The sequence below is a fragment of the Micrococcus porci genome, from assembly GCF_020097155.1.
Taxonomy (GTDB): Bacteria; Actinomycetota; Actinomycetes; order Actinomycetales; family Micrococcaceae; genus Micrococcus; species Micrococcus porci.
The window spans coordinates 2,235,617-2,250,587 of the sequence record NZ_CP083691.1 but is presented as its reverse complement, the minus strand read 5'-3'; the positions used below and the strand labels follow the sequence as shown (position 1 = coordinate 2,250,587).

Here is a 14,971-nt window from a genome sequence, read left to right as displayed (position 1 = left end):
GAGCACCATGACCGACCTGAGCTCCCTGCCCCTGCGTGACTCCCTCCGCGGCCAGAGCCCCTACGGCGCCCCTCAGCTGGACGTCCCGTACATGCTCAACACCAACGAGAACACGCACCCCGTGCCCCAGGCGGTCGCCGAGGCGATCACGGCGCGGGTGGCGAAGGTCGCCGGCGGGCTGAACCGCTACCCGGACCGCGAGTTCACCGAGCTGCGCGAGCACCTCGCCGCCTACCTGGGCCACGGCATCACCCCGGAGCAGGTCTGGGCCGCCAACGGCTCCAACGAGGTCCTCCAGCAGATCCTGCAGGCCTTCGGCGGTCCCGGCCGCACCCTGCTGAGCTTCCTGCCGTCCTACTCGATGTACCCGCTGCTGGCCAACGGGACGGACACCGCGTTCGTGGACGGCGGCCGCGCCGCAGACCACACGCTCTCCGCAGAGCACGCCGCGGCCCTGGTCCGGGAGCACCGTCCGAACGTCGTGTTCCTCGCCTCTCCGAACAACCCCACCGGCACCGCCCTGGGCCTGGACGTCATCGAGGCGATCTACGCGGCGCAGGCGCAGAACGAGGCCGAGGGCGGCCACGGGGCCATGGTCGTGGTGGACGAGGCCTACGCAGAGTTCGCGCTCGCCGGCACGGACTCCGCCCTCACCCTGCTGCGGGGGCGGGAGCGGCTGATCGTCACCCGCACCATGTCCAAGGCGTTCGCCCTGGCCGGGGCTCGCCTGGGCTACCTGGCCGCGGACGCCGCCGTCGCGGACGCCCTGCGCCTGGTCCGCCTGCCGTACCACCTCTCCGCGGTCACGCAGGCCACGGCCATCGCCGCGCTCGAGCGTGTGGACGAGCTCCTGGAGACCGTCGAGGACATCAAGGGCCAGCGGGATCGCATCGTCGCCGAGCTGACCGGGATGGGGCTCGTCCCCGCGGTCTCCGACTCCAACTTCGTGTTCTTCGGCCGCCTCGCGGACGCGCACGCCGTCTGGGAGGCGCTGCTGGAGCGCGGGGTCCTCGTGCGCGACGTCGGCATCCCCCACCACCTGCGGGTCACCGCCGGCACGGAGGAGGAGACCACCGCGTTCCTCGACGCGCTGCGCGAGATCGTCGAGCAGGATCCCGCCGTCGTCTCCGCCGTCGACGCCGACTGACCCACACCGGGTCCCACCCGTGCCCCCGCCTAGGATGGTGGGTGCCCTTCCCGCCCACCCCCAGGAGGACCCGTGGCCGCCGAGCTGATGTCCGGACGCCGTGCGCGCATGCAGCGCACCACCAGCGAGTCGGACGTGTACGTCGAGATGGACCTGGACGGGACGGGGACCTCCGAGATCTCCACCACCGTGCCGTTCTACGACCACATGCTGACGGCGCTGTCCCGGCACTCGCAGATCGACCTCACGGTGCGCGCCACGGGGGACACGCACATCGACGTGCACCACACCGTGGAGGACGTGGCCATCACCCTCGGCGAGGTGCTCAAGACCGCGCTGGGGGACAAGAGGGGCATCCGCCGCTTCGGCGAGGCCTCGGTGCCGCTGGACGAGGCCCTGGCCCGCGCCGTCGTCGACGTCTCCGGGCGTCCCTACCTGGTGCACGAGGGAGAGCCCGAGGGCCAGCAGTACCACCTGATCGGCGGGCACTTCACGGGGTCCATGACCCGGCACGTGTTCGAGGCGATCACGTACCACGCCTCCATTTGCCTCCACATGGACGTGGTCCGCGGCCGCGACCCCCACCACATCGTGGAGGCGCAGTTCAAGGCGTTCGCCCGCGCCCTGCGCGCCGCCGTCGAGGACGACCCCCGCGTGCACGACGTGCCCTCTACCAAGGGTGCGCTCTGATGGCCTCGCCCACCTCCGTCCCGGGCGTGCGCCCGACGGTGGCCGTCCTGGACTACGGCTCCGGCAACGTCCACTCCGCCGTCCGCGCCGTCGAGCACGCCGGCGCGCGCGTGGAGCTCACCAAGGATCCCGACGCCGTGCTCGGCGCGGACGGCCTCGTGGTGCCCGGCGTGGGGGCCTTCGCCTCCGTGATGGAGGCCCTGCGCTCGTCCGGCGGCACCCGCTGGATCGGCCGCCGTGTGGCCGGCGGCCGCCCCGTGCTGGGCATCTGCGTGGGACACCAGGTGCTGTTCGAGGCAGGGGTGGAGCACGGCGTCCGGACCGAGGGCATGGGCGAGTGGCCCGGCGTCGTCGAGCCCCTGCCTGCCGCGACCGTGCCGCACATGGGCTGGAACACGGTGCGCCCCGCCGAGGGCAGCGCCCTGTTCGCGGGCATCGAGGACGAGCGCTTCTACTTCGTGCACTCCTACGCGGTGCAGTCCTGGGAGTTCGACCAGGGCAACGAGGCCATGCGCCCCCCGCAGGTCACCTGGTCGCACCACGGCGCGGACTTCATCGCGGCCGTGGAGAACGGCCCGCTCAGCGCCACCCAGTTCCATCCCGAGAAGTCCGGCGACGCCGGGCAGGCCCTGCTGCGCAACTGGCTGGAGACCCTCTGATGCCGTACTGGTCCGTCCTCTACCTCGGCCTCGGCGGCATCCTCCTGGGCGCCGCCTGGTCGATGCGGACGCAGAAGGCCCCCACCTGGGCCGTCGTGATCGCCCTGGTGCTGGCCGCCATGGCCGTCGCCGCCGCCTTCCTGACCGTCTGACGGCGGCCGTCCCCCCGACACCCTCGACCTCCCCATCCGCCCCCGCCGAGAGGAACCCCGATGACCGAGACCACCCCCGCGCTCGAGCTGCTGCCCGCCGTGGACGTGCAGGACGGCCAGGCCGTGCGCCTCGTCCAGGGCGAGGCCGGCTCCGCCACCTCCTACGGCGACCCGCTGACGGCCGCCCTCGACTGGCAGGACGCGGGCGCCGAGTGGATCCACCTCGTGGACCTGGACGCCGCCTTCGGCCGCGGGGACAACCGCGACGTGCTGCGCCGCGTCGTCGACGAGATCGGCGTGAAGATCGAGCTCTCCGGCGGCATCCGCGACGACGCATCCCTCGAGAACGCCCTCGCGATGGGCGCCGCGCGCGTGAACCTCGGCACCGCCGCCCTCGAGGACCCGGCCTGGACGGCCCGCGCGATCGAGCGCTTCGGGAACCGCGTCGCCGTGGGCCTCGACGTGCGCGGCACCACCCTCGCGGCCCGCGGCTGGACCCAGGACGGCGGCGACCTCTGGGAGGTCCTCGCCCGCCTCGAGGAGGCCGGCTGCGCCCGCTACGTGGTCACCGACGTGACCAAGGACGGCACGCTCAGGGGCCCGAACAGGGAGCTCCTGGCCCGGATGTGCGCCGCCACGGACAAGCCCGTCGTCGCCTCCGGCGGCATCTCCTCCCTGGAGGACATCGCCGCGCTCGCCGCCATGGTGCCGCAGGGCGTCGAGGGCGCGATCATGGGCAAGGCCCTCTACGCCGGACGCTTCTCCTTGGAGCAGGCGCTCGCGGTGGCCGCCGGCGCCACCGTGGAGCGGGCCCGCGAGCAGCACCCCTTCCAGGCGGCCCCGTGAGCTCCGCGTCCTCGAGCGAGCCCGCGCACGACGCCGAGGCCACCGTCCCGGTCCCCGCTCCCGGCGGCCGCGAGCTGCCGGGGCACATCCGCGCCGCCATGGAGCGGATGCGCCAGAAGACGGCGCGCGAGAACACCGCGGACACGGCCGGCGTGCCGTGGGCCGGGCGCGACCTCTCCGGGCCCGGCCTCGAGGGGTCCGCGAACCCGCTGCACATCTTCGACGAGGACGACGGGACCGCCCCGGCCGAGTGGGCCCGCGTCATGGACGCCCTCACGGAGGGCACCGCGGGCGAGGCCGAGGTCGTGGACGTGCTGGGCCGCATCCGGGTGTTCGCCGCGGTGGTGCCCACCCTCGCCGTCGACGAGGCGGACGTGCACGATCACGCGGCCCACTCCGTCCACGAGCACGCCCAGCACGAGGACGCCGCCCACGGTGACAAGGCCGCGGACGTGGCCCTCGTGACCATGCGCGCCCCGGACGGCCGCCAGGCCCTGCCGGTGTTCACCTCCGTGCCTGCGCTCACCGCGTGGAACCCGCTGGCCCGCCCCGTGGCGGTCTGGGCGCCCCGCGCGTGCCTGTCGGCCGTGGACGAGGGGTGCGAGCTCGTCGTCGTCGACGCCGGTGCGGAGCACACCTACGCGGTCCGGCGACCCGCCGTGTGGGCGCTGGCCCAGCAGAAGCCCTGGACCCCGTCCTACCTGGACCAGGAGATCGCCGAGGAGATCGCCGGCGTCGCGGACCTCGTCCCGAACCTCCTGAACCTCGGTCTGGCGCCGGGCCCGGGCGTGGCCACGGAGACCGCCTCCGGTGAGGTGATGAACGGCGGCGGCTCCGGCACGGAGCTCACGGTGCTGGCCATGCCCGCCCGCGACGCCGACGCCGCCGGGATCCGTCTGATGACCACCACGCTCGCCATGCTGCTGGGGGACCTGCCCCTGCTCGCGGAACGCGCGGACTCGGTGGAGATCACCGTCCGACGCCCCTGAACGATGTCCGGGGCATCGTATACCGTAGAGGGCGAAGGACGACGGCTCCCGCGGCACGCGTCCACGGTCCGGGCGTGGGAGCCCGGCCGCCACACCTCCCCCAGGAAGAGGACGAATCCATGAAGAAGACCACCCTCACCGGGGCCACCACGGCGGCCCTGGGTGCGGTTGTCGTGGCCGGGGCGGGCTCCGCCCTCGCGGCGACCCCCCTGACCCAGGGCGCGGCGCTGTCCGTGCCCGCCGGCGAGTGCTCCATCACCCTCGTCAGCGACACGACCGCCTTCACCGCCGCCCACTGCGGCGCCGGCCAGTGGACCGTCGGCTCGGCGGTGCACGCCGCGGACGGCGCCCGGATCGGCTCCGTCTCCGCGCTGCCCGGCTCCACCGGCGTGGACGTCGTGAAGATCGCGCTCGACGAGGACGTGGACGTGGTGGGCGACTGGTCCACGCGGCCGGCCGCCTCGGTCAAGCCGGGTGAGACCGTCTACACCCAGGGCTCCTCGGTGCCCCTGGGCTCCCCGAACTCGATCAGCGACCCCGAGACCTACGACATCGCCGAGACCTGCGGTGACGTGTACACCGACCAGGTCTCCCTGGACGCCGCCACCACCCGCCCGGGCGACTCCGGCGGCGCCGTGTACGACGCGAAGCAGCGCGTCGTGGGCGTGGTCTCGGGCCTGGCCCCGGTGTCCTTCGACGAGGAGGGCCGGGCCGTGGGCTGCGACGCCGCGAGCCTGTCCACCATCATGGTGCCGGCCGAGTCCCTGAAGGCCGTCGCGGCCGCCCCGGCGAAGGCGACCGCCCCGGCCCCGACCGTCGGCAAGCACGGCGTCATCCTCAAGGCCCCCACGGCCCCCGCCGCGAAGGCTCCGGCCGCCGAGAAGAAGGCCCCCGCCGCGAAGGCTCCGGCCGCCGAGAAGAAGGCCGCCCCGGCCCCGACCCTCGGCAAGCACGGCGTGTCCGCGGAGACCGCGACGGCCGGCACCACCACGCTGAAGGTCGCCCCCGAGGACGGCATCGACTTCCGCACCCGCGTGCAGGCCACCACGAAGACCGGCGGCTTCAGCTACATGGCCGTCACGGCCTACGACGCCGCCGGCAAGCAGATCGGCCATCTGCACCTGCACTCCGACGGCCAGCCGATGACCTGGATCAACACCCCGGCTCAGGTCCCGGCCGGCGGCCACATCGAGGTCCAGCTGAAGGATGCGGCCGGTCAGCCGACCGACGCCACCGTCACCCTGGGCGGCGTCCCGGTGAACTGACCCGGCTCCCCGCCCCGCCGACCCCCGCGGCCGGAGCGGACGCCGAAGGGCCCCCGACCTGTCCAGCACAGGTCGGGGGCCCTTCGGCGTCCGGGCGGAGGCGCCGGTTCAGGCGTCCGCGCTGTTCGAGGCCTGAGCCCCGCACGGCTCGGACGGTGCCGCGCGTCCGGCGCAGCGGGACTCCAGCGCGGTGCCCACGCGGGTGAACACCCGGCCGAGGACCTCGGCCTCGCCCGGTTGGAGCAGGTCCAGGAAGAGCTCGTCGACCTGACGGGCGTGGACCACGGCGGCGCGGCGGAACGCGGTGCGGCCGGCGTCGGTGAGGACGGCCTCGAAGCCGCGGCGGTCGCACTCCACGCGGCGGCGCTCGATCAGGCCGCGGGCCACGAGGGACTTCACCTGGTAGGTGACGCGGGACGGGGAGAACACCATGCGGCTGGCGAGCTCCCCGAGACGGAGGCGCCCCCCGTCGGACTCCACGAGCAGCAGGAGCAGGTTGTAGTCGGCCAGCGTGATGCCGCACTCCGCCTTGAGGCCGCGCTCAAGCTGGTCCTGCAGCATCTGTGTGGACTCGAAGTACGCGCGCCAGGCGTGCCTGGCGGCACGGGGGCCCGTGGGCTCAGCGGCCGGGGTGGAGGAGCTGGTCAAAGGGGATCACCTCCAGGTCGTCGTCGGTGGCGTCCGCGGCGGGGCGCACGCGCGCGGGGCGGTGGCGGAGGACCTCGGCGAGGTCCTCCCCGGCGGCGCGGATGCGGGCGTCCAGCGGGGTGGTGCGCGTGGAGTCGTTCTGCCCGTCGGCTCGGCCCCAGTCGTCGGAGGCGGCGAACACGGCCGTCGGGACGATCCGCGCCTTCAGGTAGGCGAACAGGGGGCGCATCGCCTGGTCGATCATGAGCGAGTGGCGGGCGGTGCCGCCGGTGGCGCCGAGCAGCACGGGCACGCCCACGAGCGCCTCGTCGTCGATCAGGTCCACGAAGGACTTGAAGAGGCCGGAGTAGGAGGCCTTGAACGTCGGGGACACGGCGATCACGGCGTCGGCGTGCTCCACCTGCGCGACGGCGTCCAGCAGGGCGGGCGACCTGGCCGTGGTGACCATCCCGGCGCCGAGGTCCGTGGCCAGCTCGCGGAGGGAGACCACGTGGATCTCCGGGACCACGCCGGCCGCGGACAGGGCGTCCGCGCTCGCCCGGGCGAGGCGGTCGGCCAGCTTCCGGGTCTGGGAGGGGTCGCCGATGCCGCCGGAGACGACGGCGATGTGCCGGGCGCCGGGGGTGAACGGGTCGGTGGACTCGAAGGCCGAGGTGCTCATCGGGCGTCCTCCTTCTTCTTCTGCTGCTCGGCCTGCTTGGCGCGGGCGGCCTCGCGGGCGGCGTGGGCGGGGGAGCCCTCCCTGCCGCCGGGGACGGGGGCCTCGCCGCGGCGGGCGCGCTCCACGAGGAACTCGTGGGTGGGGGCCTCGGGGACGTCGTCCGGCTTGAGGGCGGCGAACTCCTCGCGGAGCACGGGCAGCACCTCCTCGCCGAAGAGGTCGATCTGCTTGAGCACGGTGTCCGTGGGCAGGCCGGCGTGGTCGATGAGGAACATCTGGCGCTGGTAGTCGCCCACCCAGTCGCGGAAGGAGAGGGTGCGCTCGATGACCTGCTGCGGGGAGCCCACGGTCAGCGGGGTCATGGAGGTGAAGTCCTCGAGGGACGGGCCGTGGCCGTAGACGGGGGCGTTGTCGAAGTACGGGCGGAACTCCTTGACGGCGTCCTGCGAGTTCTTGGCCATGTAGGCCTGGCCGCCGAGGCCCACGTAGGCCTGGTGGGCCTTGCCGTGGCCGTAGTGCTCGAACCGCTGCCGGTACAGGCGCACCATCCGGATGATGTGCTCCTTGTTCCAGAAGATGTTGTTGTGGAAGAAGCCGTCGCCGTAGTAGGCGGCCTGCTCCGCGATCTCGGGGGAGCGGATGGAGCCGTGCCACACGAAGGGGGCGACGCCGTCGAGCGGCTGAGGGGTCAGGGTGAAGTCCTGCAGGGGCGTGCGGAACTGGCCGGACCAGTCGACGGTCTCCTCGTGCCACAGCCGGTAGAGGAGGTTGTAGTTCTCCACGGCGAGGTTCACGCCCTGGCGGATGTCCTTGCCGAACCAGGGGTAGACGGGGCCGGTGTTGCCGCGGCCGAGGGTGAGGTCCACGCGGCCGTCGGCCAGGTGCTGGAGGTAGGAGTAGTCCTCGGCCAGGCGCACGGGATCCATGGTGGTGATCAGGGTGGTGGCGGTGGACAGGGTCATCGTCTCGGTCACCGCGGCCAGGTGGGACAGCAGCGTGGGCGGGTTGCCCGGGGCCACGAAGGGCGGGTTGTGGTGCTGGCCGGTGGCGAACACGTCGAAGCCGGCCTGCTCGGCGTGGCGCGCGATCGTGACGGTGTCCTTGATGCGCTGGTGCTCGGTGGGGGTGGTGCCGGTGGTGGGATCGGCGGTGATGTCGCCGATGGTGAAGATGCCGAGCTGCACGGCGTGCTCCTCTCGTCGCAGGCGGCGGGCGCCGGAGCGGCGTCGTCGTCTTTTTTCAAAAGTGAACTATACAGGCCAACGGGGGGCCGGCGCAGGATATTCCATCCGGGTTCCGGGGCCGGGCAGACTGGGGACATGACGACCTTCGACGCCGGCCGCCTGGCCCTCGTGAACAGCCTCGCCCTCCAGCAGGTCACCTCGTTCCTGTCCAACGACATGCAGGTGCTCGGGCCCGACGGCGAGGTGGTGGCCACCGTCCAGACGCAGGGCGGCGGCCTGAGCCGCATGCTCATGGGCAGCCGCCGCCTGCTGGTCTGCGACGGCGACGACGGGCGCCCGCTGTTCGAGCTGCAGGACCCGGCGACCTTCGGCCGCGACCGCTTCCAGGTGCTCGACCCCGCCGGCCTGCCCCTGGCCAACCTCCGCCGGGAGGTCGCGTTCTTCCGCACGGCCGTCTCCGTGGAGGTCGTGGACGGCACCGTGTTCCGCGTGGAGGGCGACCTCTTCGACCACGACTACCGCATGATCGCCGGCGAGGTGCCGATCGCCCGCGCCGTCTCCCAGTGGTCCGGCTTCGGCAATGCGCTCTTGGGGCGCTCGCGGTACCGCCTGGAGCTGGACCCGGCCATGCCGCCGGTGGTGCGGTGCGCGGTGCTCGGCACCGCGATCGCCCTCGACCTCCTGCGCGCGAAGGACGCCCGCCGCAACGACTGACGGCGGGCGCCCCGGGGAGAGCGTGGGTGAGGCTCAGCGGTCGAAGCGGGCGCCCTCCGGCTTCGACGGCAGCACGGACAACACCAGCAGCACCAGCTCGCCCACGTAGGGGACGAGGCCGATGAAGAACCAGAAGCCGGAGAAGCCGGCGTCGTGCAGGCGGCGCACCTGCAGCGCGATGGACGGCACCAGGTGCGCCAGCACGAACACCAGGAACAGGCCGGTGATGGCGAGGACGCCGACCGCGCCCGCCTCGCTGAGCTCGGTGGTGGTGTTCGAGAACGCGCCCGCGGGCACCAGGACGGCGAACATCAGGGCCGTCAGCACCAGGCTCACCAGCACCAGGTACAGCTGCACCCACCAGAACTCGGAGCGGCTCGCGCGCCCGTAGAACAGCGCGTAGCGGGTGTAGAAGCGCTTCACGGCCTCCACGGGGCCGACGCCCGGGGCGGGGGCGACTCGGGGGTCCTCCGGGAAGGGCACGCCCGGCTGGTACCCGTATCCGTAGCCCGGGGAGGGGGCGCCGTACTGGGTCTGGCCGTACTGGGTTTGGCCGTAGTCGGCCTGGCCGTACTGCGACTGGCCCGACGGGGCCTGGCCGTAGGGAGGCTGTCCGGCGGCGGGCTGCTGGCCGTAGGGGTTCTGGCTGGGGTCGTGGGGCTGGGTCATGGTCTCCTCCGTCGGTGCGGCGGCCCCAGGGGGTGCCCCCGGCGGTCCCGTCCGCCGCCCTCCAGTCTAGGCGAGACGGCCGTCGTACCGGGCGCGGGGGACGACTAGCATGCTCGGGTGGACTTCAGAGCTTATGGACGACTGCTGCAGGACCCGCGCATCCGGAACCTGCTGGCAGTGGGGTTCATCGCGAGGTTCCCGCACACGGCGGCCGGCGTCATCCTGACGCTGCATGTGGCGGTGACCCTGGGGCTGGGCTACGGCCAGGCCGGGCTGGCGGCGGCGGCCATGACCCTGGGCATCGCGTGCGGCTCGCCGTGGCGCGGCCGGGCGATCGACCGGGACGGGCTGCGGCGCGCGCTGCTGCCCTCGGTGGTCGCGGAGGCCGTCATCTGGCCGGTGGTGCCGTGGCTGCCGTTCGGCTTCCTGCTGGTGGCGGTGTTCTTCGGCGGCCTGTTCGCGGTGCCGATCTTCTCCGTGGTGCGGCAGGGGCTGGGCGTGCTCACGCACGGCGCGGACCGCCAGACGGCGTTCACCCTGGACTCGATCATCACCGAGCTCGTGTTCATGGTCGGCCCGGCGCTGGGGGCCGTCATCGCCGCCACGGGGTCCACCGCGCTCGGCCTGACCGTCGTCGGCCTGTCCGGGGCGCTGTCCGGGGCGCTGCTCATGTGGTTCAACCCGCCGACGCGCTCCACGCAGCTGGCGGCCGACGGCCCCTCCGCGGGCGACCCCTTCACGGAGGAGGAGGACCGGGAGCAGGCGCTGAGCCAGGCGGTGCACACCGCGCCGGTGCGCGCGACCGTGGCCGCCGCGGACCTCGCGACGGGCGCCCTGCCGGTGGTCACGGAGGCGGTGCCGATCGTCACCGGGTCCCTCCCGGTGATCGCCGCGGACGGCTCCGGGCCGGTCTCACCGGCGCCCCGGGCGGGGCGGCATGACGACGGCCGGGCGGCCGACGGCCTCACCCGCGACGAGCGGTGGCGGCTGTGGCGGGTGCGGCACTTCGGCTGGGTGACCCCGGAGGTCCTGGGCGTACTGGTGGTGGCGATGGCCGCGGGCATCGCACTGGTGGGCACGGAGGTGACCATGGTCGCGGAGCTGGAGCACGCCGGGCAGGAGGCGTCGGTGGGCGTGGTCTACGCGTTCTGGTGCGGAGCCTCAGCGCTCGGCGGTCTCTTCTACGGGGCGTGGGGCCGGCAGGTGCACCCCTACCTGTTGGGGGCGCTGTTCGCGCTCGCGGTGGCGCCCATGGCGTTCGTGGACGGGCTGTGGGCGCTGGCGTGGGCGTCGGTGCCGTCGGGGCTGCTGACGGCGCCGACGTTGGCGGCGGCGTCCTCGCGGATCTCCCTGCTGGTCTCGGAGGAGCGCCGCGGGGAGGCGATGGGCTACTACGGCTCGGCGATGACGGCGGGTTCGGCGCTGGGTGCGCCGGTGGTGGGCCTCGTGATCGACGGCGTGGGCCCGGGTGCCGGCTACGTGGGGGCGGCGGGCGCCGCCGTGGTGATGATCGGGGCCGCGGCGATCCTCACGGCGGCGCGGCGGCGCCGCTCGCCCGCGCGGGGCTGAGCGGCGCCGGCCCGGCCGGCGGCCGTGCCCGGGGGAGTGGGACGCTCAGGCGAGCAGCTCGCGGATGCGCTCGACCATGACCTCGGTGTGCCGGGCGTCGTACTGGTCCGTGGAGGAGTCCATGAACAGGTGCGAGGCGGTCTCGTACTCGAAGAGGTCGGCGGGCCGGTCGGGGTGCTCGGCGGTGGCGGCGTAGGTGCGGGCCAGGGGGAGGTCCTCGTCCTTCACCCAGGGGTCCTGGGCGGCGAGGTGGATCTGCAGGGAGGTGTGGGGCTGCCAGAGGCGGGCGTAGGCGTCCAGCGGCAGGGCGCTGGACATGGCGATGCAGGCGCGGAAGCCGGGGGCGGTCTGTGCGGCCTTCCAGGCCGGCATGACGCCCATGCTGATCCCGGCGACGACGGACGCCTCCTTGTGCTCGGCGCAGGCGTGCATGGCCCGAGTCATGACCTCGTCCTGGCCGATCTGCTGGAGGTGGGCGAGTCCGTCCTCCACGGTGGGGAGCACGGCGCCGCCGAAGAGGTCGGGGGTGTGCACGTGGTGGCCGGAGGCCTGCTCGATCTGCTCGGCGAGGGCGAGCACGCCCTCGGTGAGGCCGCGGGCGTGGTGGAAGAGGATGATCTGCGCCATGGGGACAGGGTAGTGCGGCGTGGGCCGGATCACTGCTGGTCGTCGGAGTCGGTCCCTGCACCGGCGGCGGAGTGCGCGGGGAAGGCGAGCTGGGCAGGGACGCCGACGGTCGGGCCGCCCGGGTGCACGTGGACCGCGCGCCCGGGGAGCTGCTCCACCTCGACCAGCTTGGGCGGCCACACGAGTCGATGGTCGGGGGTGGTGCCGGCGGGCACGTAGAAGCGGTGGGGCAGGTGCGGGGCGATGCGCGCGGTGACCAGCTCCCGACCTCCGACGGCGGCCACCCGGAGCCCGCGGGCCGCCTGCGTGCCGAGGAGCCGGTGGAGCTCCTCGTCGAGGGTGCGGTAGGTCTCGCCCACGCGCACCCCCGCCCAGGACTGCCAGCCGGTGATGACCAGGGTGCCGCCCACCGCGGCGAGGTCGGCGACGGCGCCGCACACCTGTTCCCCCACGTCCGCCGGCTGGGCCTCCGGTGTCAGGAGCGTGACGTCGGCGAGGTCCGGCAGGGCGTCCGCCACGGTCGGCAGGGCCGCGGCGCATTCGCCGCTCCCGTCCAGGATCAGGACGGCCGGGGACGTGCGCCCGGCGGCCTCCAGGACGGCGGCGAGGACCAGGGCTCGGCCGCCGGCCGGCTCCACGATCCAGGCGCCGTTTCCCTGGGCCCCCAGGGGCCACCGCCACGGCACGTGCCGGGCCCGGGCGGCGTCGTCGACCAGCGCGAGCACGTCCGCAGACCGGCGCCGGGAGCGGTCCGGTGCGAAGGACCCGGGCAGGGGAGGGGAGACCACCGGTTCCGGGATCGGGAGGTCACGGTCGCGGCAGGCCTGGACGAGGTCCTCCACGACGGACGGCCAGTCGGTGCCCGAGGCCGCGGACGCGACCGGCACACCCCAGGGGGTCCACCGGGGGCGGACGGGACCCGCGGACCAGGGTGAGGCGCGGAAGGGGACGGGGGCGCCGGTTCCCCGCGCCAGCAGCGCCGTCCCCGGTGCCGCCGGGTCGATCCGGGAGGCAGCGGCGGAGCCGACCAGGTCCCACGACTCCTGCTCGGTGGCCGTCCGCAGGGCGATGGTGGTGCCCAGGTTGGACCGGACGTCGGCAGAGACCGCGCCACCGGGGCGCTGGGTGGCCAGCAGCAGGTGGAACCCCAGGGACCGACCGGTGGCCGCCAGCCGCTGCAGCACGGCGTTCGCGTCCGGATGTTCGTCCACGAGCACGCGCAGCTCGTCCACGGCCACGACGAGGCGGGGCAGCGCGGTGTCCGGGTGCGCCGCACGGAAGGCGGGGTAGTCCGCGACCCGTGCCTCGGCGAAGAGGGCCTCGCGGCGGCGGAGCTCGGCGCCGATCGCCTGCAGGGCGCGCAGGGAGGCGGCGCCCACGTGGTTCGTCTCCACGCTCATGGTGTGCGGCAGGCGACGCAGGGGTCCGAAGGACGCGCCGCCCTTGAAGTCGAGCAGGACGAAGGAGACCTCGGCGGGCGCGTGGCGGGCCGCCAGTCCGACGAGGACCGACAGGAGCAGATCGGACTTGCCCGACCCCGTGGTCCCCGCGATGAGCGCATGGGGACCGTCCGCCGCCAGGTCGAGGACCATCGGGGCGGCGTCGCCCGCGGAGGAGGACGTCAGGGGGACGGCGAGGTTGCGGACGGCCCGGTGCGCGCCGACGTCGTGTGGCCGGCGGAGCGGAGGTGCCGAGGCCGGGGGTCCGCCCAGCCCGAGATGCGCGACGTCGTCGGCCAGCTCCGCCAGCCACCACTGCAGGGTGTCTGCACTGATCCCCAGGGGCGTGAGGTCCGTCAGCTCCAGGCCCTGCCCCGGAAGCGTCGCCTGGCGCGCATCCAGGTCCACCACGTCCGCGTCCAGGTCCGCCGGGGGCGTGCCGGTGCAGCGGACGAGCACCTCGTCCGCGCAGCCGTGCCGCCGCGTCTCCGACATCTCCGCGCCGAGGGAGGCCGTCCACACCTCCCAGGCCCCGGCCAGGGGTGCGGTGTCCTCGAGCTCGAGGGCGATCGTGGGCGCGCCCGGCACGGCCGGCCACCACACACGGGCGCCGTCCGGGCTCCGCACCACGAGGGAGGACCCCGTCGCCACCGCGTGCCGCAGGAGCTGGAACAGCGTCCAGCGGGCGGCCGCCTGCGCGGGCCGGCCAGTGCCGCAGAGGACCGTGCCGCGGTCCGCGGCCGCGACCCCCAGGACCGGCTGGTCCACGCACGCCGCGCTGCGCCAGTGGTCGGCGACGTCACCGCGGGTGAAGGCGACGGATCCGCGGGCCCGCCCCCAGAGGAGGGCGGGGCCGTCCCCCGGCCGGGCGCTCACCAGCCCGAAGCGGTCCTCCGCCTTCGCGCGGCACGCGGCCGAGACGTCGGCGGGCCCGGACACGGCTGCCACCCGGCGACGCACCACGTCCAGGGCCCGTTCGCGGAGGAGATCAGCGTGGCGTCGTCGGGTCCGCCGCTGCACGCCGAGCAGCACGCCGACCCCCAGGAGGGAGACGATCCCGAACAGCAGGAACAGGGGGCTGCGGGTGGTGACGGCGAGGACCAGCCCGATCAGCACGGGGCCCACGGCCATCGCCAGGGACACGAGCAGCGACTGCTCGGCAGGTGCGGCCCCGAGGTCGATCTGCGCCGGCGGCGGGGTGAGCGCCGGCGGGAGAGGACGCTGTCGGCCGCGCACGAGACGCAGGATGGAGTCGCCGATCGGCAGTCCGTCGAGGCCGTCCCACGTCCGACGCGTGCGCCCGTCGTCGACGCTCACCCCGGACGGGCCGAGGGCGAGGCGGACCGGCCGCGAGGGGCACTGCGGGTCGTCCAGGAGCATCCGACTGCGTCCGCGTCCCACCGTGAGGCCTGCCGCCGTCAGCGGCACCAGCCGGCCGGCGTCGGGGCCGGCGGAAGTGCCGACCGCCAGCTCGGGTCCCGAGCCCGCTGCCGGGACGGGGGGCGTCCCCGAGGGATGCGCGACGTAGGTGAGGGTCGTTCCGCCGCCACGGGCGCGCTCGACCCGCAGCGGCGCGAAGTGCTCGGCGACGACGCGGTCCTGCCCGTCCACGTCGAGGGGGAGCTCCGAGACGGCCCAGTCCTGCTCGACGGGCAGGCCGAGGACGCGCACGCGCCAGGTCATCGCCTCCTCCCTCCTCTCCGGCCGCCCTC

The 14,971-nt window shown here is 74.3% G+C and carries 15 protein-coding genes; 9 read left to right on the top strand and 6 right to left on the bottom strand.

Translation table 11 applies throughout. The features are described from left to right. Positions 1-7: 7 nt before the first annotated feature. The 7 genes from KW076_RS10620 to KW076_RS10590 all read left to right on the top strand — a co-directional run bounded on the left by KW076_RS10620 (position 8) and on the right by KW076_RS10590 (position 5,748). Entirely contained in the window at positions 8-1,147 is a 1,140-nt protein-coding gene (locus KW076_RS10620) for a histidinol-phosphate transaminase (RefSeq protein ID WP_224355303.1), read from the top strand. Positions 1,148-1,234: 87 nt separating this feature from the next. Further along, positions 1,235-1,837, top strand: a complete 603-nt coding sequence (gene hisB, locus KW076_RS10615) for an imidazoleglycerol-phosphate dehydratase HisB (RefSeq protein ID WP_224356839.1) — start codon at positions 1,235-1,237, stop codon at positions 1,835-1,837. Continuing rightward, complete coding sequence (gene hisH, locus KW076_RS10610) at positions 1,837-2,496, top strand: imidazole glycerol phosphate synthase subunit HisH (RefSeq protein WP_224355302.1); 660 nt, start codon at positions 1,837-1,839, stop codon at positions 2,494-2,496. The genes hisB and hisH overlap by 1 nt, the downstream gene beginning before the upstream one ends. After that, a complete protein-coding gene (locus KW076_RS10605; RefSeq protein ID WP_224355301.1) occupies positions 2,496-2,648 on the top strand; it encodes a hypothetical protein in 153 nt (50 codons plus the stop codon). Before hisH ends, KW076_RS10605 begins: the two co-directional genes overlap by 1 nt. Before the next feature lie 60 nt (positions 2,649-2,708). Further along, positions 2,709-3,494 carry a bifunctional 1-(5-phosphoribosyl)-5-((5-phosphoribosylamino)methylideneamino)imidazole-4-carboxamide isomerase/phosphoribosylanthranilate isomerase PriA gene (gene priA / locus KW076_RS10600; protein WP_224355300.1) on the top strand — a complete coding sequence of 262 codons (786 nt, stop codon included), beginning with the start codon at positions 2,709-2,711 and terminating at the stop codon, positions 3,492-3,494. Then, positions 3,491-4,483 (top strand): SseB family protein, encoded by a 993-nt coding sequence (locus tag KW076_RS10595; RefSeq protein WP_224355299.1) that lies wholly within the window; start codon positions 3,491-3,493, stop codon positions 4,481-4,483. The genes priA and KW076_RS10595 overlap by 4 nt, the downstream gene beginning before the upstream one ends. Positions 4,484-4,602: 119 nt before the next feature. After that, positions 4,603-5,748, top strand: coding sequence for a trypsin-like serine protease (locus KW076_RS10590; RefSeq protein WP_224355298.1), 1,146 nt, complete (start codon positions 4,603-4,605; stop codon positions 5,746-5,748). Positions 5,749-5,856: 108 nt separating this feature from the next. On the opposite strand, the gene KW076_RS10585 is transcribed toward KW076_RS10590, so the two are convergent. From KW076_RS10585 to KW076_RS10575, 3 genes are read right to left on the bottom strand one after another with little or no spacing between them, the layout of a single operon-like run. Further along, the gene (locus KW076_RS10585; RefSeq protein WP_224355297.1) at positions 5,857-6,396 is read right to left on the bottom strand and encodes a MarR family winged helix-turn-helix transcriptional regulator; all 540 of its coding nucleotides are present in this window, start codon (positions 6,394-6,396) and stop codon (positions 5,857-5,859) included. Beyond that, positions 6,368-7,057, bottom strand: a complete 690-nt coding sequence (locus tag KW076_RS10580; RefSeq protein ID WP_224355296.1) for a CE1759 family FMN reductase — start codon at positions 7,055-7,057, stop codon at positions 6,368-6,370. Before KW076_RS10580 ends, KW076_RS10585 begins: the two co-directional genes overlap by 29 nt. Beyond that, the gene (locus KW076_RS10575; protein ID WP_224355295.1) at positions 7,054-8,241 is read right to left on the bottom strand and encodes an LLM class flavin-dependent oxidoreductase; all 1,188 of its coding nucleotides are present in this window, start codon (positions 8,239-8,241) and stop codon (positions 7,054-7,056) included. Before KW076_RS10575 ends, KW076_RS10580 begins: the two co-directional genes overlap by 4 nt. Positions 8,242-8,376: 135 nt before the next feature. Here KW076_RS10575 and KW076_RS10570 point away from each other — a divergent pair, with 135 nt between their 5' ends. Beyond that, positions 8,377-8,955, top strand: a complete 579-nt coding sequence (locus tag KW076_RS10570; RefSeq protein ID WP_224355294.1) for an LURP-one-related/scramblase family protein — start codon at positions 8,377-8,379, stop codon at positions 8,953-8,955. Between the two features lie 33 nt (positions 8,956-8,988). Here KW076_RS10570 and KW076_RS10565 read toward each other — a convergent pair whose 3' ends face one another. Further along, a complete protein-coding gene (locus tag KW076_RS10565; protein ID WP_224355293.1) occupies positions 8,989-9,624 on the bottom strand; it encodes a DUF805 domain-containing protein in 636 nt (211 codons plus the stop codon). Between the two features lie 117 nt (positions 9,625-9,741). On the opposite strand from KW076_RS10565, the gene KW076_RS10560 reads away from it, so the two are divergent. Continuing rightward, a complete protein-coding gene (locus KW076_RS10560; protein WP_224355292.1) occupies positions 9,742-11,193 on the top strand; it encodes an MFS transporter in 1,452 nt (483 codons plus the stop codon). A 45-nt stretch (positions 11,194-11,238) separates the two neighbouring features. Here the strand turns inward: KW076_RS10560 and KW076_RS10555 are convergent, their stop codons facing one another. Together KW076_RS10555 and KW076_RS10550 are read right to left on the bottom strand one after the other, a co-directional pair. Then, positions 11,239-11,853, bottom strand: coding sequence for a dienelactone hydrolase family protein (locus KW076_RS10555; protein ID WP_224355291.1), 615 nt, complete (start codon positions 11,851-11,853; stop codon positions 11,239-11,241). Continuing rightward, positions 11,850-14,942 carry an FtsK/SpoIIIE domain-containing protein gene (locus tag KW076_RS10550; RefSeq protein ID WP_224355290.1) on the bottom strand — a complete coding sequence of 1,031 codons (3,093 nt, stop codon included), beginning with the start codon at positions 14,940-14,942 and terminating at the stop codon, positions 11,850-11,852. Before KW076_RS10550 ends, KW076_RS10555 begins: the two co-directional genes overlap by 4 nt. Positions 14,943-14,971 lie beyond the last annotated feature (29 nt).